Genomic DNA, 20,115 nt, shown 5'->3' with positions numbered 1-20,115 from the left:
GCGGTCGGCCTCGGGCAGCACTAGTCAGCCCACTCACTTTCAGTCGTTTTTATTCGATGGTCATCTGCTTCGATTGCTGGTATATCCCGAACCGGTTGCTGACCTGTAGACGGTAAATATAGTCGCCAGCCGGCAATCCCAAGCCCTCCAGATTCAACTTTATATTCTGCGACCCGGCGATGCGGCCTTTGCGCACCACTCCGGCCATTTTACGGCCCAGGCAGTCAAATAAATCGAGGTGAATATCGGCATTTATTGGTAGCGTAAATGGGACGGTGGTTTCGCCGTGGTGGGGGTTGGGGTAGTTCTGCCCCAGCACAAACGGGCTATCTGCCAGGCGCTGCGCACCGGGCGCATCTGCCAGCAGGCGGGACCCGGGCACGACATTGGGCGAAACGGCGCAGCCGCTGACGGGGGCAGTCGCAGTTTCCTGAGCGGTGATGTGGCCGGAGGCTTCGGGCATGGGAACAGCAACTAATGCGTGGGGAACAGGCCGTGACCGGAGCGGCGGGGAAGGAACCGTAAATATCAGACCAAATATGTGAGCCTGAGTATGTAAATGGGGCTGCTAATCGACGGCTTCGTTCAAAAAGTCGATGAACATCCGCTCTGCTGCTGCCAACGGCTTCGCTTTGTGTCCGAGTGGCCCGGCAGTGGCCCGCAAGCGGTGCAACCGGGCCGGTAGTCGGCGTGGCGACGCGGCTGGGCGATTGGGGGGTGAAGCCCCGGCGGCGGCCCGGCAACTTTGACGCACCAAACCGGCCCGCCGGCCGCCCGGCCCTGGCCGCTGGCCCCCTGCCTAAACCTGGTTTTAGCCGGTCGGTTATCCCGGTTCTTGTTATCCTTCGTCCACCATGAAAAAGCAGATATATCGCATTCTCCGCCGGATTTTCCGGCGGCACCTCATCGCCCCTTCCCGCCTGGTACCGCGCCGGAAGCTGAGCGCCGTGTTTGCCAGCCAGATGGAGCGCAACGAGCTGTATTGCGAAGTGGAGCAGGCTTGCTACGTGCAGCTCGACGATGCCGAGCTGCGGCGGGCCGACACGTTTCAGGCGCTGGTGGCCTACGTGGTGCGCTGCCTGCCGGCGGCGTAGGGGCCGCGCTATAGGCGGCGCAGGCCGGCGGCGGCGGCGGCATCGCCGGGGCGGATGAGCAGGGCTTTGGTGTAGAGGGCGCGGGCCTCGGATTTCTTGCCGAGGTTGAAGTAGGCCCAGGCCAGGGAGATGGTGGAATCGTAGTCGAACGGGTAGAGGTTGACGACGTGCTCGAAGTAGCGGGCGGCCGGGCCGTAGGCCTTGCGGTTGAGGTAGATGACGCCGGTCCAGTAGTTGGCCTGGGTGTTCTGGGGGTCTACTTTGAGGATGCCCTCGTAGGTGCTCAGCATCTTTTCGACCTGGCCCAGCGCGTTCAGGGGCTTGATGAGGCCGAGCTTGGGCTCGATGGCGTAGGGGCGCTGCTCCACGGCTTTCTGGTAGTGGGCGGCGGCGGCGGGGTAGTTCTTGGCCAGAAAGTAGAGCCAGCCCAGGCGCAGGTTCTGCTCGTAGGTGCCGGTGTAGATGGTTTTGATGGGCGCGATGGCTTCGGCGTAGTCGGCCTTGGCCTCGGCGGCGTAGCTGGTGGCGAAGGCGGCGGTCTGGTCTGGGGCCTGGGCGGCGGCCGGCACGGCATACGCGAGGGCCGCAGTGGCGAGGGTCAGCTTTACCAGGTCCATGCGAGGGCGGTGCTAAGGGATTGCAAGTTATAGAGGGAGCCGTTGACGGCGTCGCGGCGGCGCTCCAAGCCGGCGCTCAGGCGCAGGGAAAGCCGCTGGGGCAGCAAAATAAGCAGGCCCGCCCCGGCGCGGGCCTGCAAGGGGTCGAGCAGATTATAAACATAGAGCCCATCGAGCCCGGCCAATACCGGCACCTGGCCCAGGCCGCCGTACACGTCGAGCCAAGCGTGGCGGTGCAGCCGGCCGCCCGCGCCCAGCAGCGCGTGCGGGTAGCTGCGGCCGTTGGAGCGCACCACGCTGGCCTGCCCGAAGCCATACAGGCGCAGGTTGCCGAGCGGGTATAGGGTCAGGCGCAGGTCGGTTTGGGCGCGGGCGGTGTCGGTGAGGGTGCCCACGTACTGGCCCACCTGCACCGCCCAGTAGGGGCGGGTGTAGGCCAGGGCGGCGTAGCCGAGGTGGCCGTTGGTGGTTTCGAGTCGGCCGAAATCACTGTCCAGGAAATGGTATCCGAGCAGGACGCGCCAGCGCGGGGCCAGCTGGCCGGCCAGCAGGGCGTAGTACTCGTTCTGGCGCACGGGATAGGCATCGCCGCGCCCGCGCCGCTGGTGGTCGGGCAGCTCAATGTTCTGCCCGAAATAGCTCACGCTCTGGCTCAGGCTGAGGCGGGGGCTGAGGCGCGTGCCTACGCCCAGGCGCAGGAAACCGGCCGGACCCCGGTGCGGCTGGCGGGTGCTTTGGCCGCTGGCTTCCACTTCCACCCGGCTCAAGAGCTGGAAGCCGTTGAGGTGCAGGGGGCGGCGGAGCGAGTCGGGCAGGCCGCGCGCCACCAGGGCGGCGGGGCCGGGCTGGTTGAGGCTGAGGTAGGCGAGGGCCAGGCCGTAGCGGGCGGTGGTGTCCGTGGGGTTTTCGCGCAGGGCGCGGCCGTAGTGCCGGATGGCCGCTGCCGGGCGGTCGTGGGCCAGGGCGGCCTGGCCCAGTCGGCGGCGCAGGGCCGGGTAGTCAAGCCCGAGGCGCAGCGCGGCCTGCCCCACCGAGTCGAGCGCGGCCCAGCGGTACTGCCCGGCCAGGGCCTGCACGAGGCTGTCGGTGGCCGCATAGTCGGGCACCGGGGCCTGGGCGCGGGCGGCGGTGGCCCCGGCCAGCAGCAAGAGTAGCAGGATGTTCCATTTCCTCATGCGCCGGCCACTGTGCAGGTGAGGGTGAGGCTGCCCGTGGCCCGGCGCACGCGCAGCTCGGCCAGCCGGCCTTCGGCAAACAGCAGCTCGGCGGCCTGCACCTCGCGGGCGCGGCCGAAGCCCGATACCACCACGCGGCTGCGGAGGCGCACCGGGCCGCCAGGCCAGTGGCCGGCGGCGGTAGGCACTTCTTCGGCCCAAAAAGTGGGGCGTAGGAAGCGGTAGAACGGGGCCAGCACATCCTGCGCCCAGGTCAGGACGGGGTTGCGCACCACGGTCAGCGGGAATTCGTCATGCACGGTTTGGCCGGGCAGGCTGGCCAGCGGCACCCGGTAGGCTGCCTGGTAGAGCAGGTAGAGCCACGAGCTTTCATCGCCATAGAAGGCCGTGCAGTAGAACACCGACGCATCGCCGGCGAAATACAGCACGGCTCCCGTGCGCTGGCAGCGCAGGTAGGCCAGGTTGTAGGCATCGGTGAACACCTCCCAGCGCTGGGCCGGCGCATCTGGCGCGGCGGCATCGCGAACGTCCAGGGCGTAGCCGGGGGGCAGGCGCAGAGCCTGGCTCAGGGTGCGGTTGAAGGTGGGCGGGCGCACGACTTCGCCCGCCACGGGCACGGCAAAGTGCCGGAGCTGGGGCGTTTTGGGTGCAGCGGTTAGCGTTTGGGGAAAGGCTAAGGAGGTGTTGGCTTCGCCCAACAGCGTCTTGGGGTGGTCCAGCAGCGCGTCGGATTCAGCTAAAATGCTGACTGCTGAACCCGAAGCCTGAAACTGCTGCTTTAGCTTCTTCAGTGGCGGGGTTTGCATCTCGGTGGCAGTAGTTGAGCCCACTGCCGGTTCCGCCACGAAATAGGCCAGTGGGTAGGCCAGCGTCTTCGAGCCCACGTAAGGCGTGGCCTGCACCTGGAAGTGCAGATGGGGCTCCGGCGAGCGGCCCGAGCTGCCGCAGGTACCAATGATGTCGCCGCGCTGCACGTAGTCGCCCACCTTCACCGGCACGGAGTGGGCACGCAGGTGCGAAAGCTGGGTGAATAGGCCAGGTGCGTGGCGGATAACGACGGTGTTGCCCCAGTTTTCGCGGGTGTTCACCTCGCCGATGGCATTGTCTTCGATGTGCTGGATGACCTCCTGCACTACGCCGTCGGCGGGGGCGAGGATGGGCTTGTTGTAGGCGTAGTAGTCACTCAGGCTAAGGCCGGAGCCGTAGTAGGTGCGGCCGTCGGCATCGGTGATGACGAAGTCCAGGGCCTGACCCCAGTCGCCGAGGTGGGTGGGGCCGCCATCCGTATAACCCTGCGTGCAGGTCCACGCGCCGAGGAAGGGGAGGGTGAGGGCCACCGGGTACGGAGCCAGCCGCACCCGGGCCGTGGCGTAGGCGTAGAGGTTGCGCTCGGGCGAGTAGCGCTGGATGGGCGTGAGCACGAGGCCCGCGCCCGGCCGCTGGCGCAGCAGCAACACGTACAGAAACAGCAGCGCCGTGGCGCAGTAGGGCAGCGACAGCGCCGGCAGTCCCAACCGGTCCAGCAGCGTGGTGAGGGCCGCCAGCACCACTACCGTCACGGGCACGCTTAGCAAAGCCCACCCGTAGCTGGCCGCCGAGGGGATGACGAACACGCCGCCCACGGCCACGGCCGCCACCACGTAGTTGGCCCCCAGGTTGTAGTCGGGCGGCCCGCTGCCGGCCGGCCCCGTCAGGAGCAGTACTCCATACGCCCCCAAAAAGCCCAGCACCGACAGCGAAAACGCAATGCGCGAGTGCCACAGCAGCCCCGCCGCCACCAGCAGCCCCGCCAGCGCACTGTCCTGAAACAGCACCGCGCTCAAGGCCCGCAGGTAGGTGGCCAGCAGGGGCGGCCAGGGCCACTCGCCCACCCATTGGGCAGCCGTTACCAGCCGGGAGCCGCCCAAGGCGTAGGCCTCGTTCAGCCAGTAGATGCCGCCCTCGGCCGCCGGCAGGTGCAGCAGCGGTCCGGCCCCCAGCAGCAGCACCCACACCGTGCCCACAAACGGCAGGGACAACGCCGGCAGCCCGCGCCCGCCCAGCCAGCCGCCCAGGGCCACGCTCAGCAGCAGGGCCACGCCCGCGCCCACCACCACCAGCCCCGCCAGCCCCCAGCCCGGCGCAAAGAACGAAGCCAGCGCCAGTCCGGTGAGCAGGGCGTTGAAGCTGTACACGCCGCTGTCCGTCCACTCTTTATTAAAGCCGCCCAACCGCGCCCCGGCCACCGCCAGGCAGGTGCTGGCCAGCCCCGCCGCCCCCACCGCCGGGTGCCCAAACGACACCAGCAACAGCACGGCCGCGAAGCCCCGGTGCTGCGAAAAGAACAGCATGGCGTAGCTGTGCAGCACGGCGCGGAAGAAGGAGGAGAGGGAAGGCATAGTAGGATAATCGGCAATAATGCCTCACGACAGCGCCTCAGCCCCCGGCCCCCTTTCCGATGGAGAGGAGGCACCAGTCATGTTCTCAACGAATTCGTCAGGCTCCCCCTCTCCATCGGAGAGGGGGCCGGGGGGTGAGGCGAACGTAAGGGGCTAAATCAACGGCAAGGAAAGGGATTTAGAGAAATGATGTTACTGCAAGTGCGCCGGTACCCGCTCCAGCTGCTGCAAATACTCCAGCGTCTCGGCGGCTCTGATGAGGTGGACCGCGCCGGCCTCGTCAATCAATACCACGTTGGGCCGCAGGTTGATAAACTGCTGCCACTGGCTCAGGTTGTACGCGCCCACTTTGTGTACCACCACGGTATCGCCAGGAGCAAGCAGGGGCAGGGCAATGCTATCGCGCAGTTGGTCGATGTTCATGCAGAGCGGGCCGTAGAGCACGGTGGGCTCGGTTTGGTTCGAGAACTCGCGGGTGGGGCTGATGTGGTGGTCGTACCAAAAGGAGGTGAAGAGCAGGTTCACCCCAAAGTCGAGGATGGTGGCGCGGCGGCCGTCGGCTAGGCGCTTGTTGGCCAGCACCGAGCCGATGAGCGAGCCCGCGTCGTCTACCAGCGCCCGGCCGGCTTCCAGCACCAGCAGCGGCAGCTCATCGGCCGGGAAGCCCGCGCCCAGTAGCGCCCCGGTGATGGCTTCGGCGTACTCATCGAGCGGGGGCACGGTGTCGGCGGCGGGCAGGTAGGCACCTTTCAGGGTGTTGGTGGAGGGGAAGCCGCCGCCCAGGTCGAGGTACTGAATGGCCGTGTGCAACTCCAACTGACAGCGCCGGGCCAGGGCCGCCAGCTTGGTGGCCGCCGTGCTATATGCCTTGGGCTGGAGCACATACGTGCCGATGTGGCAGTGCAGACCTACCAGCGCCAGCCGCCCCGAGGCCACCACGCGCCCCAATGCCTGCCAGGCCTCGCCGTTCTCCAGGTTGAAGCCGAATCGGTCCCACTGCGGGTAGATGCCGGCGTCGAGGTTCACGCGCAGGGCCACGCGGGGCCGGGTGGCGCGGCCGGCCGCCACGTCCAGCAGCAGGTGCAACTCGTCGGCATTATCGAGGTGAATGACGGCATCAACCGCACAAGCCCGTTCCAAATAGGCGCGCCGCTTGCCGGGGCCGTTGAAGAGGATGTGCGGGCCGGGCACACCGTTCAGCAGGGCCTTTTCCAGCTCCATGCCGCTCACCACCTCCGCCCACGCGCCCTCTTGGTGGAAAGTGCGGCATACGGCATTCAGGTAGTTCGTTTTGTACGACCACGCCAACTGCACCGCCGGGTAGCGCGTGCCGAAGGCCCGCACCGCCGCCTGGTAGCTGCGCCGCAACTGCCGCTCGCTCAGCACAAACAGCGGCGAGCCGAACCGCGCCACCAGCTCCGCCACGGGCACCCCGTCGAGGGCCGCAGTGGGCGCGGCCCCTGCGCGCGGCCCAAACTTGTGCAGCGCGCCGGCCGTGAGCTTGCGGAGGGTGGGACGTTCGTAAGGTTGTTTCATGAAGAATGGTAATGAGCCAGCAGATAACTCCCCTCCTCAGCTGAGGAGGGGAGCTCAAAGTTCGCCCAGCGCAGCTACTTGCTGGAACTCGGTGTGGTCGGTAATCAAATCCCAGGCGTAGCGCACGAACATCTTGCCCACGGCGTAGCCTTCCATCATGGGCACGGGTAGGGCCAAGGCCAGGCGGAGCAGGGCGGCGGGCTGGTTCTGGCCGGCGGCGGCCGTGAGGTATATCCAGGCCGGGAAACGGGGGTTTATTTCGAGAATCACCAGCTCATCGGCTGCCGTGCGAATCAGTTCCAGCTCGAAGCCGCCGCGCCAGCGGGTGGCCTCGGCAAAGCGGCGGGCCAGGGCCAGCAGCGCTTCATCTTCCAGCGTGATGCCCGCCCAGGCCTTGCCCCGGTCGGTGATGGTGAGCTTGCGCATGGGCACCGCGCTCAGGGCACGGCCGTGCCCGTCGCCCAGCCCGGCAATGTTGATTTCCTGTCCCGCCACAAACTGCTGCGCGATGAGCGGCATGCCCCACAAGCCGCTCAGCCGCGCAAACGCCTGCTCGGCCTGCGCCAGCGAGTGTACCACGGCGGCATCGTAGTAGCGGCCTTTCAGCACCAGCGGCCAGCCCAGCGTCTCGGCGGCGGCGGGCAGCTCGAAGGCGCTGTGCAGCGGCCGACTGGCGGGTGTGCTGAAACCGTGCGCGGCCCCGAAGGCGGCCAGGTTCAGCTTGTCGCGGGCATCGAGCTGGGCCAGCGTGGGCAGAAACGTGTGGATGCCCAGCGCCCGCATCTCGGGCTCCAGCTTGATGAAGTTGAACAGCTCGGCATCGAAGTTGGGGATGAGCACGGCCACGTCCTCCCGCTCGCGGATGTGGGCCAGCCGCGCCAGCAGCGCCGCCGTGCCGGCCGCCGGGTAGGGCAGCTGGTAGGTCTTATCCACCAATTCACGCAAATAAATGCCCGGTTCCAGCGCCTCGTAGCTCAGTCCGATGATGCGAAGGTCGAAGTCCGGGCTCTCGCGCAGGGCGCGGATAACGGCCACGCCCGGGCCGGGGCTGTCGGTGGCGTTGAGGCCGGTCACGGCCACGGTCAGGCGCGGGCGGGCAGAGGCAGTGGGCATTATTAAGATATTAGAGCTTAGAACGTAGGGCTTAGAAGATTTGAAACGTATTGTCAAGAAACCTAAGCTCTACGTCTTAAGCTCTGAGTTCTGAAAAAATCAGTCTAGCAAGTTGAAGTCGCGCAGTTGGGCCAACAGGTCGTCCCAGTCCTTTTCCAGCTGGCCGGGGGCCACGTCGTAGCGCTCCAGAATGTCGGCCTTGATGGTGGCTGCATCCAGCCCGGTCTTGGCGCGGGCCAGGATGTCGGCCGCCAGCGGGTTGGCCGCGAAGGAGTCGCCGGTGGCGGGATTGAAGATGAATCCGGCCTCGCTGGTGGCAATGTTGGGCTTGAGCTTCATGGGAGAGGAAAGGTAGGTAGAACGGGTTGGAGCTGGCTCCAAAAAGCCCGTCATGCAGAGCGCTGCGCAGCATCTTTACCGCAGTAGTAAATGCTATCGGCTGGAATGCGTTGAGCGATAAAGATGCTGCGCAGCGCTCTGCATGACCGAAAATTCGGCAGCGCCAACCCGCTACGGAATCACCTCCACCCAGCCCTTAAACTTGCGGCCATCGGTGTAAGTGGCCAGGTAATAATACAGCCCGCCCGCGCCCTGGCCGCCCCACTGAAACCCGCGCTCCGCCGAAGCAAACACCTGCTGCCCCCAGCGCGAGAAGATTTTGATGCCTGCAAATTTGTTGTCGCAGAAATCCACCGGCAGGTCGGGCATGCGCAGGAAGTCGTTCAAGCCGTCGCCATTCGGCGTGATGACGTTGGGCGGGCGGAAGGCGGCCGTTTCCTCCACCGGCACCACCTCGAAGCGAATGGCGCGCTCCTGGGGCAGCGGCACGCACGGCCCGGTTTCGGTGAGGGTGAAATGCACGACCACGTCATTACTAGCCCCAATGGCCGTCACGGCCGCACAGGTAGGCTCCCAGGCAAAAGTGCCGTTGGCCAGCCCCACGCCGTTCTGGGCCGCGAACTGCATGCCCATCACGGCCAGGTCGAAGCCCTCGCCCACGGCCGCGAGGGCCAGGGCGTTGCGGTCGGCATCGGTGCCGGTGAGGGTGGCGGTGTAGCGCTGGCCCAGCGTCACGCGCACCACCGTGGGCGCGGCACCGGCGGTGGGGGCCGGGGCGGGCGGGAAGCTGCTGGTGAGCACCGGGGCCGCGTTGGGGGCCAGCGTGGCGGTGAAGGCCACGCGCAGGGTGTCGTGCTTGGGCAGGCTGCACCCGTTGTCGGCCACGATGAGGTCGAGCAAATACACCTGGCCCTTGGTATCGGCGCAGTCCGGGAAGCAGAGGGTGGCGGTGAGGGTATCGGGCGCGCCGGCGGCCCGCACCGTGCCGCTGGTGCTGGTGGTGAAGGTAGGCGCGGGCACCGTGAAATTGACCGCCCGCGTGCTCATCGTAAGTACTGAGTTGGGGTCGGGGTCGGTGTAGCGGACGGTGAGGCAGCGGCTGCCGCCGGGCAGCAGGCGCAGCGTATCGCGGCCGGGGCGGTACAGCGTGGCGCTGTTGGCCGCCCGCACCTGGAGCTTCGGGGCCACGTTGGTGGGGCAGTTCAGCACGTAGAGTTGGAAGTCGCGCCGCGTCTCGCCAATCTTCACGCCCTTGCGGAATTCCGCGCAGCGCACCCCAAACACGAACAGGCCCAGGCTGCTGGCCCGCACTGTGAGGCGGCCGGTGTGGGCATCGATGCCCAAAGCTGGCGTGCCTGGAATCTGGTTGGTAGTGCTCAGTCCCGGGTTCCAGGTGATGGGGGCGTAGGGCGCGGCGCTGGGCAGCGGCGCGGTGTTGCCCACGGCCGCCGTGGCGTGGCCATTCAGCGGCGTCACCATGTCGTAAACGAGCGAGTCCTTATCGGGGTCCACGCCGCCAAAATCGTAGTAAAACAACTCGCCCCGGCACGCATAGTCGCCCAAGGGCGGGAAAATGCGCGGCGTGGAGTCAATGAAAGCCGCGCCCGAGCGGACAACGGCCGGAAATTCGAGGTAAAAGGTCTGGGCCGCGCCGCCGGGGCTGATAATGTTGCTGATGCCGTTGTTGCGGCAGCAGCGCTCCACGGCCACGTAGTAGCCGCCGGGGTTGGCGTAGGTGGCGGCATCCAGGATTATTTCTTTGGTATACACCAGCTTGCGGGTGCTCAGCGAGCTCACGGCGCAGGCCGGGTTAGTATACTGCACGAAGGTGTTGGCCGTGAGGGGCAGCGTCACGTTCACTACGCGCTGGTTGGTAGCTTTCACAAAAATGCTGGCCACTAAGCTCTGGTCGAGGGCCTGTGGGTCGCCGTTGATGGCATCAAAATAGAGGTTGAGGCTGAGCGTGTAGGTGCTGCCGGACTTGTACTGCAAATCCAGCTCGCCGCCCACAATGTGCGTAGCCGATACCGCCAGCGGCAACAGCAGTAGCAGACCAAGCGAGCGGAGATGTTTCATGGTGGTAATGAAGATACTAAATCTGGCGGCGGCATCAGCGTGGAAACCTCGCCTCCGGCCCCTGCCGGGGGTGAGGTTCCGTTGCGCCGGATTAATTCGCGCCCGTGCCGGTACCTGTACCTGTGCCCGTGGTGGTGGTGGTGGTCGTTGGGGTCGTGGTCGTGGTTTTCTTGGTGCAGCCGCCGTTGGGGCCCACATTCTCTTTCTCGCAGCCCGAGAAGCTGCTCATGGAACACAGCAGCGCCGCAGCGCTGGCAAAACGAAGTACAGAAGTTAAACGCATGATTATGAGGAAAATGGTGGTTGAAAAAATGAATTGAAAAAAATGGGGAAATGGCTTAGTGGATGTCGCCGCCCACGGCCAGGCCGCTGGGCACGGCGGCGGGCACGGTGCGGTCGTAGCTGGCGGCCGTGAGCGACTGCAGAAAGGCGATGATGTTCTGCGGATTAGCAACTTTGCCGGGGAATAGCGGGTCGCGCTGGCCCACGGGCACATGCGGGTTGGCCGAAGGGGCCTGGCCCCGGCCGGGGTCGTAGAAATTGAGCACGGCCTGCAGGTTGGGCAGCGTGCCGCTGTGCATGTAGGGCGCGGTGAGAGCCACGTTGCGCAGGCTGGGCGTGCGGAAGGCGTAGCTGCCGTTCGCGCCCGCGTCAGAAGCCGGGTTTTTGCCGTTGTCGGCCACGCCGAGGACGTGCAGCTGGTAGTCGCTGAGCATCGGGCCGCTGTGGCATTTGGCGCAGCCGCTGGTCACGAAGTCATTCAATCCCTGCACCTGCTGGGCCGTGAGGGCGCTTTTGTCGCCGCGCATATACTGGTCGAAGGGTGCATCGGTGGCTACCAGCGTGCGCTCGAAGCAGGCAATGGCCTTGCCGATATTCACTGACGTGATGGGCGTGGCTTGCGCAAACGCCGCGCTGAACAGTGGCCCATACGCCGCGATGCCACGCAGCCGCGCCACCACCGAATCGAGGGCCACGCCCTCGGCATACTGATGGCCGCGCATCTCTTCCAGCGTGGCCACAGGCATCAGCGACTGCGTTTCGAGCGACTGCGCCCGCAGGTCCCAGAACATGGCGGCCGTGGCGGGCTGGGTCGTGCCATCGGTGGCCATGCCGTTGAAGGCGGCATTGAGGACGGTGGGCGAGTTGCGCTTCACGAAGGCAATGTCGTTGGGGGCGCGGAAGTGGCGGGCGGTGCCCAGCCCCTGCCCGTTGCTGCCGATGCTCAGCTCAAGAGCGTCGGCGTAGCCGCTGGCGGGGTGGTGGCAGCTGGCGCAGCTCACGTCCTTGCTGCCCGACAGCACGGGGTCCCAGAACAGGGCGCGGCCCAGCGCAATTTTGGCCGGGCTGCCGGGGTTATTGGCCGGCGCGGATGCCACCTGCGGCAGGGCCGTGAGGGTGGCCAGCTCAGTGGCATCGGGCGTAGCGGCTTGCTTCTGGCAGGCCACTACCACCAGCAGCGCGGCGGCGGCCACCATCGAAGCAAGCCGGGGAAGTACAGTCGAGGCCATCGGAAAAGCGGGGAGGAGCGGAGGGGAAAGCGGCAGCCCGGCTGGTCGGGGAGCGGCGGGTTCGGTTCAAATGTGCGGTTCCTCTTTAGCTAAGGCCAACTCCAATCGCCGAGTTGGTTTGTGGCGTCGCCCGTTCGCCCATTTAGCTCCCCAAACGGCGCGGCCCAAAACCGTTCATCCGCTCCCCGCGCCCGCCAGCGGCCCAAAGTGCCAACTGGCCGATACCCGGCCCCCGCTGGCCGATGCGAGGCTGAAGGACCCGGGGCCTCCGTTGTAGCTTGCGGAGCAATTTTCTTTCACCAACTCCATGGCGTTACCGCTCCTCCGTTCGGCTTCCACGCTGCTGCTGCACGCCCTGGTCTGGGGCTTGGTGGCGGTGCTGCTGGTGGCGCAGCAGCCCGATTACCCCGGCCCCAAACCCACCGAGTTCTGGCTGACCCAGGCCGTAGTATTTGGCCTGCTGGTGGGCGTTTTTTACCTGAACGTGGCCTGGGCCGCGCCGCGCCTGCTGTACGGCGGCAAGGCCTGGGCCTACGTGCTGCTGAATGCCGGGCTGGTGCTGGCGGTGCTGGCCATTCATCAGCAGGTGGAGCAGCGCTTGGGCGTGCCCGAGCTGGTGGCCACCGCCCGCGAGGCCGTCCTCAACCCGCCCAACCCGTGGTCCGGCCCGCGCCCGCACCCGCAACTTGGCCCCGACGAAGGCCGCCCGCTCTTCAATACCGGTGTGCTGCTCATTACGCTGCTGGTGCTAGGCATCGCCACCAGCCTCGCGGCCATGCAAAAGGGCCAGCGCGATGCCGAAAGCCGCCTGGAACTGGAGCGCCGCCAGGTCGCCACCGAGCTGAGTTTGCTCAAAGCCCAAATCAACCCGCACTTCTTCTTCAATACCCTCAACAACATCTACGCCCTCACGCTGCTCGATGCCGACCAGGCCCGCGCCGCCCTGCATCGTCTCTCGCGCATGATGCGTTACGTGCTGTACGAGTCGCCGGCCGGCCACACGCGCCTGAGCCAGGAAATCGGCTTTCTGCGCGATTATATTGAGCTGATGCACCTGCGCCTGACCACCAAAGTGCAGGTCCGTTTCGAGATGCCCGACCCTGCCGGGCACGGCCCGCTTAGCCCCGACCCTTTTATCGCGCCCATGCTGTTTCAGCCGTTCGTGGAGAATGCGTTTAAGCACGGCGTGAGCGCCACCGCGCCCAGCTGCATCACCATTCAACTGCGCCAGCCCACGGCCTATACCGTGGAGCTGTGCGTGCGCAACACGGTGTTTCCCAACCGCCCCGCCGACCCCGACGACGAGCCCGGCGGCATTGGCTTGGTAAACACCCAGCGCCGCCTCGATTTACTGTATCCCCACGCCCACACCGTGCGCGTGACCCCCTGCACCGCCGCCAACGAATACGAAGTATGCCTGCACCTGAATCTGTAATCCCGGCCGCCGCCCTGTTCGTCATCAACTGCGTGGCCGTCGACGACGAGCCCCTGGCCCTGGGTCTGGTTTGCTCCTTCATCGAGCAAACCCCGTTTCTGCGCCTCGTGGGCCGGCACGAAAGCGCCGTGGCCGCCCTGCGCTCGCTGCACGAGCGCCCCGATGCCCAGTTGCTGTTTCTCGACATCAAAATGCCCGACCTCAGCGGGCTGGAGCTGGCCAAGGTGCTGCAATTCGGCCCGCGCGTCATCTTCACCACGGCCTTCAACCAGTACGCGCTGGAAGGCTTCCGCGTCGATGCGCTGGACTACCTGCTCAAGCCCTTTGACTACCAGGAGTTTCTGCGTGCTGCCCTCAAGGCCAAAGCCTATTTCGAGATGAAGCAGGCCAGCGAAACGCCTGCCCCGGCGCCCACCAATTCACCACCCCACCACCCCACCACCCCGCCCGAGGACGACCACATCTACCTCAAAGTGGAGTACCAGCTGGTGCGCGTGCCCTTGGCCGATATCGTGTATGTGGAGGGCCTGAAAGACTACGTGAAAGTCCATTTGGCCAGCCAGACGCGGCCGCTGCTCTCGCTCACCAGCCTGCGCGGCATGGAGGAAAAGCTGCCCGCCGGCAAGTTCCTGCGCATCCACCGCAGCTACATTGTGGGGCTGGGCCACATCCAGTCGGTGGGGCGCGGCACGGTGCAGATTGCCGGCGAAACCCTGCCCGTGAGTGACGGCTACCGCGAGGGTTTTGACCAGTTTTTTAGCCGCTGGAAATAAACTTTGGCGCAGCCCGCCAATCCGACTAACCTTCACGCTACGTTAATATTAGCCTTTCTATCTTGCCTGAGCTATGAGCCAAGCTTCTCCTGACTTCTTCGATACCGACGGCCGCCCCGAACCCGCTGACAACGCGAGCGCCGCCGCCGAGCGCAAGCTCAAAATATGGGCCGTGCTCAACGCCGTGAAACAAGGCCTCATGGATGCCGTGGAGGCCTGCACCGCCTACGGCATCAGCCCCGCCGAGCTGGAAGAGCACCGCGCCGGCTGGCTCGATTTCGAGGCCAGCCACCGCTGATTGTCGGGCAGGCTGGAATTACTTTTTAAGCTTCTTTGACTGAATGCCCGGCCGCGATTTTTCGCGCAGCCGGGCGCTTTTTTTTCGACAACTACCTTCACTATTCTATCGTACCACTGCTTCATGCAAGAAAACCATCCTGCCGCTGCCCACGTCTTACCGCAGCTGCCCAAGTCGCCCACCGGCATCGAAGGCCTCGACGAAATCACCGAAGGCGGCTTGCCGCTGGGCCGGCCCACGCTGGTTTGCGGCAGCGCCGGCTGCGGCAAAACCCTAATTGGTATTGAGTATCTGGTGCGCGGCATTCTGGATTTCAACGAGCCGGGCGTGCTCATGGCCTTCGAGGAAACCGCCAATGAGCTGGCCGCTAACGTGACTTCGCTGGGCTTTGACCTGAAGGACCTGCAAGCCCGCAAGATGCTGCGCCTCGACCACGTCCACGTCGACCGCTCCGAGATTGAGGAAACCGGTGAGTATGACTTGGAAGGCCTGTTCATCCGCCTGGGCCACGCCATCGACAGCATCGGGGCCAAGCGCGTGGTACTCGATACCATCGAGGCCTTGTTTTCGGGCTTTCCGAACCAAGGCGTGCTGCGCTCGGAAATCCGCCGGCTGTTTCACTGGCTCAAGGAAAAGGGTGTAACCACCATCATCACCGCCGAGCGCGGCGACGGCACCCTCACGCGCCAGGGCCTGGAAGAGTACGTGTCGGACTGCGTGATTCTGCTTGATAATCGCGTGATTGACCAGATTACCACCCGCCGACTGCGCGTGGTGAAATACCGGGGCAGCACCCACGGCACCAACGAATATCCTTACCTCATCACCGAAAACGGCATTTCGGTGCTGCCCGTAACCTCGCTGCAGCTCAACCATTCAGTATCGGACCACATTGTCTCGTCCGGCATTCCGGCCCTCGACGAGATGTTTGGCCTGCGCGGCTACTACGAGGGCAGCAGCGTGCTCATCACCGGCACGGCTGGCACCGCCAAAACCACCTTGGCCGCCGGTTTCGCCGAAAAAATCTGCCGGGATGGTGGCCGCTGCATCTTTTTTGCCTTCGAGGAATCGCCGGCGCAGCTGCTGCGCAATATGGCTTCGGTTAATATCAACCTGCAGGAACACGTAGCGGCCGGCCGGCTGCTCATCGAAGCCAGCCGCCCCACCCTCAACGGCCTGGAGCAGCACCTCGTGACGCTGCACCGCCTGGTGCGGGAGTTCAAGCCCACGGCCGTGGTCATCGACCCCATCACCAACCTCATTTCCGTGGGCAACGTGAACGAGGTGCGCAGCATGCTCACCCGCCTCATCGATTTTCTGAAAGTTAATGGCATCACGGCGCTGTTTACGGCGCTGGTGAACGCCCGCGGCTTCCAACAGGAAATGACCGACGAAGGCGTGTCGTCGCTGGTTGATACCTGGATTGCGGTGCGCGACTTGGAGGGCGTGGGCGAGCGCAACCGCGGCCTAAGTATCCTCAAATCGCGCGGCATGGCGCATTCCAATCAGGTGCGCGAGTTTGTCGTGACCCCGCACGGCATTGAGCTGCTGGATGTGGTGCTCGGTCCCACCGGCATCGTGACCGGGGCCAGCCGTCTCACCCAGCAAATGCAGGAGCACGCCGAAGTGTTGGCTGCCCAGCAGGAAACCGCCCGCCGCGACCGCGAACTGGAGCGCCGCCGCCGGATGCTGGAAGCCAACATTGCCAACCTGCGCACCGAGTTCGAGTCGGCGGAGGAGGAGTTGCGCCAAATCAGCTCCAACGAGCAAACCCGCCAGCAAACCCTGCTCAGCGGCCACCAGCGCATCGCGGCCGCCAACCCACCGGCCCCCAGCGCCCCCACCGCCGAAAGCGGCCAGTAACCCCAACATCTGGAATGCCGTAGCATCCCATCCACGACCCGCTTTATGGCAGAAGTAGTTGCAGTTCAATTAGAAGAAGAAGGCCTCCCGGAAACGTGGGAATTGCGCTTGTACGTGGCCGGCCAGACGCCCAAATCGGTGACGGCCTTGGCCAACCTGAAGAAGTACTGCGAGCAGCACCTCAAGGGCCGCTACAAGCTGGAAGTGGTGGACCTATTGGTGAACCCGCAGCTGGCCGAGGGCGACCAGATTCTGGCCATCCCCACGCTGGTGCGCAAAGTGCCCGAGCCCATCCGCAAAATTATCGGCGACCTCTCGAACGAAGAGCGGGTGCTGGTCGGGCTTGATGTGCGCCCGGCCACCAGCAAATAACCGCAAGTGCCCATGGAACCTTTCACGGACCCCCTGGCCCCGCCGGAGCCCGCCGGCCCCGAGTACGTGCTGCACCTGTACATCACGGGGGCCACGTCGAACTCGACGCGCGCCGTGCGCAACATCAAAGACATTTGCGAGCACTACCTAAAAGGGCGCTACGAGCTGCTGATTGTGGATATTTTCCAGCAACCCGACCTGGCCCAGCGCGAAGACCTGATTGGCGTGCCCACGCTCATCAAGCGCAGCCCCGGCTTGGTGCGCCGCTTGGTGGGCGACCTCTCGGACCGTGAGCGGGTGCTGAAAGCATTGGGCATCAATGCCTCTGATGATGGGGCCAAGCGCTATGACTGAATTCCAGCCCGCCGCCGCCGAGCTGGCCCGGACCAACGAGGAATTGCGCGAGCAACTGGAGGAAGCCCAGGACCTGATTCACGCCATCCGCACCGGGGCCGTGGATGCCCTGGCCGTGCAAGGTGCCGAGGGGCCGCGCATTTTCACCCTGCAAGGGGCCGACCAGAGCTACCGCACCCTCATCGAGCAGATGAACGAAGGCGCACTGCTGCTGGCTGAGGACGCCACCGTGCTTTACTGCAACGCCAGCTTGGCCGAGCTGCTGCACTGCCCGCTGGCCGAGGTGATGGGCCGCAGCTTCGATGAGTTTGTGCCCCCGGCCTTCCGGCAAACCTGGACCGCGCTGCTGGACCGGGGCTGGGCCGGCAAAAGCCGGGGCGAGCTGCCGCTGCAAACCCAGACCGGGGCGCTGCTCCCCTTTCTGGTATCGATGAACGTGCTGAAATTCAACGAGACGCCGGCGCTGGCCGTCATCGTTACCGACCTGACGGCGCAGCGCGAAATAAAGGCCATCCAGGCGCTGGTGGTCGAGCAGAATGCCCTGCTTGACCGCAAAAACGAAGAACTAAAGCGCGAAGAAGCCGCCCGCCTAGCCCTCGGGCGCGCCGCCGCCGAAGCCAGCCGCGTGCTTGAAGGCATCCCGCAGATTGCCTGGACGGCCACGCCGCAGGGCGTCAATTCCTACCTCAACCGCCGCTGGTTCGACTACATTGGGCAGGAAAACGCCATGGGTTTGGACCGGGGCTGGGTGGAGCACCTACACCCCGATGACCGGTCTGCCTCCGGACGGCGGTGGGTGGAATGCCTGGCCTCCGGCGAGCCCTATGAAGTGGAATACCGCTTCCGCAACCGCGCCGGCGATTACCGCTGGATGCTGGGCCGGGCCCTGCCCTCGCGTGACGCGCAGCACGAGATTATTCAGTGGATTGGCACCTGCACCGACATTCACGAGCAGAAGCTGGCCCTGGAGCGCATCGACCAGGCCCAGCAGCAGCTGCGCGACAACAACGAGCAGCTCACCCGCGCCAACGTCGACCTCGACAACTTCATCTACACCGCCTCGCACGACCTCAAAGCGCCCATCAGCAACATCGAAGGCCTGCTTGATGCCCTGTTGATGGAGCTGCCCCCCGCCACGGCCCAAAGCGAAGAAGTAAGCCCGCTGCTCGACCTGATGCAGGACTCGGTGAACCGCTTCAAGCGCACCATCGAGCACCTCACCGAAGTGTCGCGGCTGCAAAAGGAACACGGCGGCTCCACAGTGCCGGTGGACCTGGCGGCCGTCATCCGCGACGTATGCCTCGACCTGGAGCCGGTCATCCAAAGCACGGAGGCCCAACTAGAACTAGACGTGCAGGCCACTACAGTGCTGTTTTTGGAAAAAAACCTGCGCTCGGTGGTGTTCAACCTGCTCAGCAATGCCCTGAAATACCGCGCCCCCACGCGGCCGCCGCACGTCCGGCTGCGCACCTGGGCCGAAGCTGAGGGTGTCGTGCTGGAGGTGCGCGATAATGGCCTGGGCCTCGATGCAGCATATATCGACCGGCTGTTTGGCATGTTTCAGCGCTTCCATGACCATGTGGAGGGCTCCGGCATTGGCCTGTACATGGTGAAAAAAATGGTGGAGAATGCCGGCGGCCGTATCAGCGTAACATCCACGCTGGGTACAGGCAGCGTATTCTCGGTATACTTTGCGAATCAATGAAATGCGCCACTCTCCGGCTCTGCGGGCCTGGGTGCGGCTTGACTGCCCATGCAAAAGCTCACCTGCGTCCTGCTCGTCGATGACGATTCCACCACCAACTACCTCAACCAGCTGCTGCTGAAACGACTGGGCGTGGCCGAGCAGGTGCTGGTGGCCCTCAACGGTAAGGAGGCGCTGGACCTGCTGCATGTGCATTGCCAGACGCCTTTTGCCACCTGCCCGGTCCTGATTCTGCTGGATGTGAAAATGCCCGTGATGGACGGTTTTGCCTTCCTCGAAGCCTACCCGCAGCTGCCTGCCGCCCAGCGCCAGGCCATTACCATCGTGATGCTGACCACCTCGCTGCACCCCCGCGACGTGGAGCGGGTGCAGCAGCTCAACATCGGCGGCTTCCTCAACAAGCCCCTGAACCGGGAAAAGGTCAACGACATCCTGAAAACCCACTTCGGCCGCCAGCTGCCCGAAGAATAAGCGGCTGTATTCGGCTAGCGTCGCTCCAGAGCGGCGCGGTCCCACTTGGATAGGTTGGCGGCAGCGGCGTAGGTACTTTCCAAGAAGTCCAGCACGGTCTGGCGCGGGTCCGGGGCAGTACGGGCCGCTTCGTAGGGCAGGAAAAATTCGCCCATTTCGGGGTTGAAAACGGCTTCGGCGGGCTGGATAGCGGCCTCGGCCAGGCCCGGCACGCCGGGGTACACGTAGCTGTAGAAGGTGGCGTCCTGGCCGTTGCCGCCGGGCCACCAGCCCGCCGCGCTCTGCTCGGCCGAGTACGATTCGCGGGTCACCCAGTCGGCCAGGTGCGGGATGCCGCCGGGGTGCGGCGGCGCGGGCCGCCCCGAGAAGCGCGTAACAGCCAAATCGAAGCTGCCCCAGAAAAAGTGCACCGGGCTGCACTTGCCCGTGAAGCCGCTCCGAAACTCGTTGAGCACGGCATCGGCCCGGAGCAGCACCTGCCAGAACTGCTGCACGGCCACGGGGTCGTAGGAGGCGTGGTGCTCGTCCTGGGCAAAGGGCGTGGCCTCTTCCAGCTCCACCGGCACGGGCCAGATGCGGACGTGAATGCCGGCCTCGCGCAGCAGGGCGCGGTAGTGGCGGTAAAAATCGGCCACGGAGCGGGGCCGGAGCGCCAGCTCCCAGCTGCGGCCGTCGCTGGTGTGCAGGCGCAGGCAGTGCTGGTTGAAGTCGAACACGACCTCGCAGGAGCCCCGGGCGTAGGGCATGGAGCCGGTGGAGAGGCCGCGCGGCGTCACATACAGCGGCACCTGCCACCAATGGTTCACCATGGGGCTGAGCGCCAGGCGGGTTTTGCCCACTATCTGGGTCCAGAGGTGCAGGGTTTGGCGGGTGTCGGCCCAGTCGGCGGCGGGCAGAGCGGGCCAGTGGTCAGCAGCAGGTTGAGGCATGGCGAAGCGGGCCGGGCCAGGGGTGGCCCAGGCGGGGATTGGTTCTCCTAAGATAGTGGAAAAACTGCCGGCACCC

At 65.3% G+C, this 20,115-nt stretch carries 20 protein-coding genes; 9 read left to right on the top strand and 11 right to left on the bottom strand.

Features of this window, described 5'->3' with window-relative positions; genetic code table 11:
* Positions 1-49 precede the first annotated feature (49 nt).
* The gene (locus ACVWYF_RS10520) at positions 50-463 is read right to left on the bottom strand and encodes a hypothetical protein (RefSeq protein ID WP_457067566.1); all 414 of its coding nucleotides are present in this window, start codon (positions 461-463) and stop codon (positions 50-52) included.
* Positions 464-854: 391 nt separating this feature from the next.
* Between ACVWYF_RS10520 and ACVWYF_RS10515 the strand changes: the two genes are divergently transcribed.
* The gene (locus ACVWYF_RS10515; RefSeq protein WP_457067564.1) at positions 855-1,094 is read left to right on the top strand and encodes a hypothetical protein; all 240 of its coding nucleotides are present in this window, start codon (positions 855-857) and stop codon (positions 1,092-1,094) included.
* Between the two features lie 8 nt (positions 1,095-1,102).
* Here the strand turns inward: ACVWYF_RS10515 and ACVWYF_RS10510 are convergent, their stop codons facing one another.
* The 9 genes from ACVWYF_RS10510 to ACVWYF_RS10470 all read right to left on the bottom strand — a co-directional run bounded on the left by ACVWYF_RS10510 (position 1,103) and on the right by ACVWYF_RS10470 (position 11,839).
* The gene (locus ACVWYF_RS10510) at positions 1,103-1,711 is read right to left on the bottom strand and encodes a tetratricopeptide repeat protein (protein WP_457067562.1); all 609 of its coding nucleotides are present in this window, start codon (positions 1,709-1,711) and stop codon (positions 1,103-1,105) included.
* Positions 1,699-2,886 carry a tetratricopeptide repeat protein gene (locus ACVWYF_RS10505; protein ID WP_457067560.1) on the bottom strand — a complete coding sequence of 396 codons (1,188 nt, stop codon included), beginning with the start codon at positions 2,884-2,886 and terminating at the stop codon, positions 1,699-1,701. Before ACVWYF_RS10505 ends, ACVWYF_RS10510 begins: the two co-directional genes overlap by 13 nt.
* On the bottom strand, positions 2,883-5,264 hold the full coding sequence (locus tag ACVWYF_RS10500) for an urea transporter (RefSeq protein WP_457067558.1): 2,382 nt from the start codon (positions 5,262-5,264) through the stop codon (positions 2,883-2,885). Before ACVWYF_RS10500 ends, ACVWYF_RS10505 begins: the two co-directional genes overlap by 4 nt.
* Before the next feature lie 192 nt (positions 5,265-5,456).
* Complete coding sequence (locus ACVWYF_RS10495) at positions 5,457-6,800, bottom strand: diaminopimelate decarboxylase (protein WP_457067556.1); 1,344 nt, start codon at positions 6,798-6,800, stop codon at positions 5,457-5,459.
* 54 nt (positions 6,801-6,854) lie between these two features.
* Complete coding sequence (locus ACVWYF_RS10490) at positions 6,855-7,913, bottom strand: ATP-grasp domain-containing protein (protein ID WP_457067554.1); 1,059 nt, start codon at positions 7,911-7,913, stop codon at positions 6,855-6,857.
* Positions 7,914-8,012: 99 nt separating this feature from the next.
* Positions 8,013-8,252 carry a PqqD family protein gene (locus tag ACVWYF_RS10485; protein ID WP_457067552.1) on the bottom strand — a complete coding sequence of 80 codons (240 nt, stop codon included), beginning with the start codon at positions 8,250-8,252 and terminating at the stop codon, positions 8,013-8,015.
* 171 nt (positions 8,253-8,423) lie between these two features.
* The gene (locus tag ACVWYF_RS10480; RefSeq protein WP_457067550.1) at positions 8,424-10,328 is read right to left on the bottom strand and encodes a T9SS type B sorting domain-containing protein; all 1,905 of its coding nucleotides are present in this window, start codon (positions 10,326-10,328) and stop codon (positions 8,424-8,426) included.
* Positions 10,329-10,419: 91 nt separating this feature from the next.
* Positions 10,420-10,611, bottom strand: coding sequence for a hypothetical protein (locus tag ACVWYF_RS10475; protein WP_457067548.1), 192 nt, complete (start codon positions 10,609-10,611; stop codon positions 10,420-10,422).
* A gap of 55 nt (positions 10,612-10,666) precedes the next feature.
* A complete protein-coding gene (locus tag ACVWYF_RS10470; protein ID WP_457067546.1) occupies positions 10,667-11,839 on the bottom strand; it encodes a cytochrome-c peroxidase in 1,173 nt (390 codons plus the stop codon).
* Positions 11,840-12,146: 307 nt separating this feature from the next.
* Here ACVWYF_RS10470 and ACVWYF_RS10465 point away from each other — a divergent pair, with 307 nt between their 5' ends.
* The 8 genes from ACVWYF_RS10465 to ACVWYF_RS10430 all read left to right on the top strand — a co-directional run bounded on the left by ACVWYF_RS10465 (position 12,147) and on the right by ACVWYF_RS10430 (position 19,110).
* The gene (locus tag ACVWYF_RS10465; protein ID WP_457067544.1) at positions 12,147-13,274 is read left to right on the top strand and encodes a sensor histidine kinase; all 1,128 of its coding nucleotides are present in this window, start codon (positions 12,147-12,149) and stop codon (positions 13,272-13,274) included.
* A complete protein-coding gene (locus ACVWYF_RS10460) occupies positions 13,253-14,047 on the top strand; it encodes a LytR/AlgR family response regulator transcription factor (protein WP_457067542.1) in 795 nt (264 codons plus the stop codon). Before ACVWYF_RS10465 ends, ACVWYF_RS10460 begins: the two co-directional genes overlap by 22 nt.
* A gap of 73 nt (positions 14,048-14,120) precedes the next feature.
* Positions 14,121-14,345, top strand: a complete 225-nt coding sequence (locus tag ACVWYF_RS10455) for a hypothetical protein (RefSeq protein WP_457067540.1) — start codon at positions 14,121-14,123, stop codon at positions 14,343-14,345.
* Between the two features lie 123 nt (positions 14,346-14,468).
* The gene (gene kaiC, locus ACVWYF_RS10450; protein WP_457067538.1) at positions 14,469-16,208 is read left to right on the top strand and encodes a circadian clock protein KaiC; all 1,740 of its coding nucleotides are present in this window, start codon (positions 14,469-14,471) and stop codon (positions 16,206-16,208) included.
* A 45-nt stretch (positions 16,209-16,253) separates the two neighbouring features.
* Complete coding sequence (gene kaiB / locus ACVWYF_RS10445) at positions 16,254-16,580, top strand: circadian clock protein KaiB (protein ID WP_457067535.1); 327 nt, start codon at positions 16,254-16,256, stop codon at positions 16,578-16,580.
* A 12-nt stretch (positions 16,581-16,592) separates the two neighbouring features.
* Positions 16,593-16,934 (top strand): circadian clock KaiB family protein, encoded by a 342-nt coding sequence (locus ACVWYF_RS10440; protein WP_457067533.1) that lies wholly within the window; start codon positions 16,593-16,595, stop codon positions 16,932-16,934.
* Positions 16,927-18,639, top strand: a complete 1,713-nt coding sequence (locus ACVWYF_RS10435) for a sensor histidine kinase (RefSeq protein ID WP_457067531.1) — start codon at positions 16,927-16,929, stop codon at positions 18,637-18,639. Before ACVWYF_RS10440 ends, ACVWYF_RS10435 begins: the two co-directional genes overlap by 8 nt.
* A 48-nt stretch (positions 18,640-18,687) precedes the next feature.
* Positions 18,688-19,110 carry a response regulator gene (locus tag ACVWYF_RS10430; RefSeq protein WP_457067529.1) on the top strand — a complete coding sequence of 141 codons (423 nt, stop codon included), beginning with the start codon at positions 18,688-18,690 and terminating at the stop codon, positions 19,108-19,110.
* 14 nt (positions 19,111-19,124) lie between these two features.
* Here ACVWYF_RS10430 and ACVWYF_RS10425 read toward each other — a convergent pair whose 3' ends face one another.
* Positions 19,125-20,039: a DUF5996 family protein gene (locus tag ACVWYF_RS10425; RefSeq protein ID WP_457067527.1), complete on the bottom strand. Its 915-nt coding sequence runs from the start codon at positions 20,037-20,039 to the stop codon at positions 19,125-19,127.
* Positions 20,040-20,115 lie beyond the last annotated feature (76 nt).

The sequence above is a fragment of the Hymenobacter sp. UYAg731 genome (genome assembly GCF_054061335.1).
This window is presented reverse-complemented; position numbering and strand designations above follow the sequence as displayed.

Excerpts from the sequence above, each read along its gene's own strand:
- ACVWYF_RS10495 (WP_457067556.1), bottom strand. The coding sequence starts at position 6,800 with ATGAAACAACCTTACGAACGTCCCACCCTCCGCAAGCTCACGGCCGGC.
- kaiC (WP_457067538.1), top strand. The coding sequence starts at position 14,469 with ATGCAAGAAAACCATCCTGCCGCTGCCCACGTCTTACCGCAGCTGCCC.
- kaiB (WP_457067535.1), top strand. The coding sequence starts at position 16,254 with ATGGCAGAAGTAGTTGCAGTTCAATTAGAAGAAGAAGGCCTCCCGGAA.
- ACVWYF_RS10455 (WP_457067540.1), top strand. The coding sequence starts at position 14,121 with ATGAGCCAAGCTTCTCCTGACTTCTTCGATACCGACGGCCGCCCCGAA.
- ACVWYF_RS10475 (WP_457067548.1), bottom strand. The coding sequence starts at position 10,611 with ATGCGTTTAACTTCTGTACTTCGTTTTGCCAGCGCTGCGGCGCTGCTG.
- ACVWYF_RS10520 (WP_457067566.1), bottom strand. The coding sequence starts at position 463 with ATGCCCGAAGCCTCCGGCCACATCACCGCTCAGGAAACTGCGACTGCC.
- ACVWYF_RS10480 (WP_457067550.1), bottom strand. The coding sequence starts at position 10,328 with ATGAAACATCTCCGCTCGCTTGGTCTGCTACTGCTGTTGCCGCTGGCG.
- ACVWYF_RS10490 (WP_457067554.1), bottom strand. The coding sequence starts at position 7,913 with ATGCCCACTGCCTCTGCCCGCCCGCGCCTGACCGTGGCCGTGACCGGC.
- ACVWYF_RS10515 (WP_457067564.1), top strand. The coding sequence starts at position 855 with ATGAAAAAGCAGATATATCGCATTCTCCGCCGGATTTTCCGGCGGCAC.
- ACVWYF_RS10460 (WP_457067542.1), top strand. The coding sequence starts at position 13,253 with ATGCCTGCACCTGAATCTGTAATCCCGGCCGCCGCCCTGTTCGTCATC.
- ACVWYF_RS10425 (WP_457067527.1), bottom strand. The coding sequence starts at position 20,039 with ATGCCTCAACCTGCTGCTGACCACTGGCCCGCTCTGCCCGCCGCCGAC.
- ACVWYF_RS10510 (WP_457067562.1), bottom strand. The coding sequence starts at position 1,711 with ATGGACCTGGTAAAGCTGACCCTCGCCACTGCGGCCCTCGCGTATGCC.
- ACVWYF_RS10505 (WP_457067560.1), bottom strand. The coding sequence starts at position 2,886 with ATGAGGAAATGGAACATCCTGCTACTCTTGCTGCTGGCCGGGGCCACC.
- ACVWYF_RS10470 (WP_457067546.1), bottom strand. The coding sequence starts at position 11,839 with ATGGCCTCGACTGTACTTCCCCGGCTTGCTTCGATGGTGGCCGCCGCC.
- ACVWYF_RS10485 (WP_457067552.1), bottom strand. The coding sequence starts at position 8,252 with ATGAAGCTCAAGCCCAACATTGCCACCAGCGAGGCCGGATTCATCTTC.
- ACVWYF_RS10500 (WP_457067558.1), bottom strand. The coding sequence starts at position 5,264 with ATGCCTTCCCTCTCCTCCTTCTTCCGCGCCGTGCTGCACAGCTACGCC.
- ACVWYF_RS10430 (WP_457067529.1), top strand. The coding sequence starts at position 18,688 with ATGCAAAAGCTCACCTGCGTCCTGCTCGTCGATGACGATTCCACCACC.
- ACVWYF_RS10440 (WP_457067533.1), top strand. The coding sequence starts at position 16,593 with ATGGAACCTTTCACGGACCCCCTGGCCCCGCCGGAGCCCGCCGGCCCC.
- ACVWYF_RS10465 (WP_457067544.1), top strand. The coding sequence starts at position 12,147 with ATGGCGTTACCGCTCCTCCGTTCGGCTTCCACGCTGCTGCTGCACGCC.
- ACVWYF_RS10435 (WP_457067531.1), top strand. The coding sequence starts at position 16,927 with ATGACTGAATTCCAGCCCGCCGCCGCCGAGCTGGCCCGGACCAACGAG.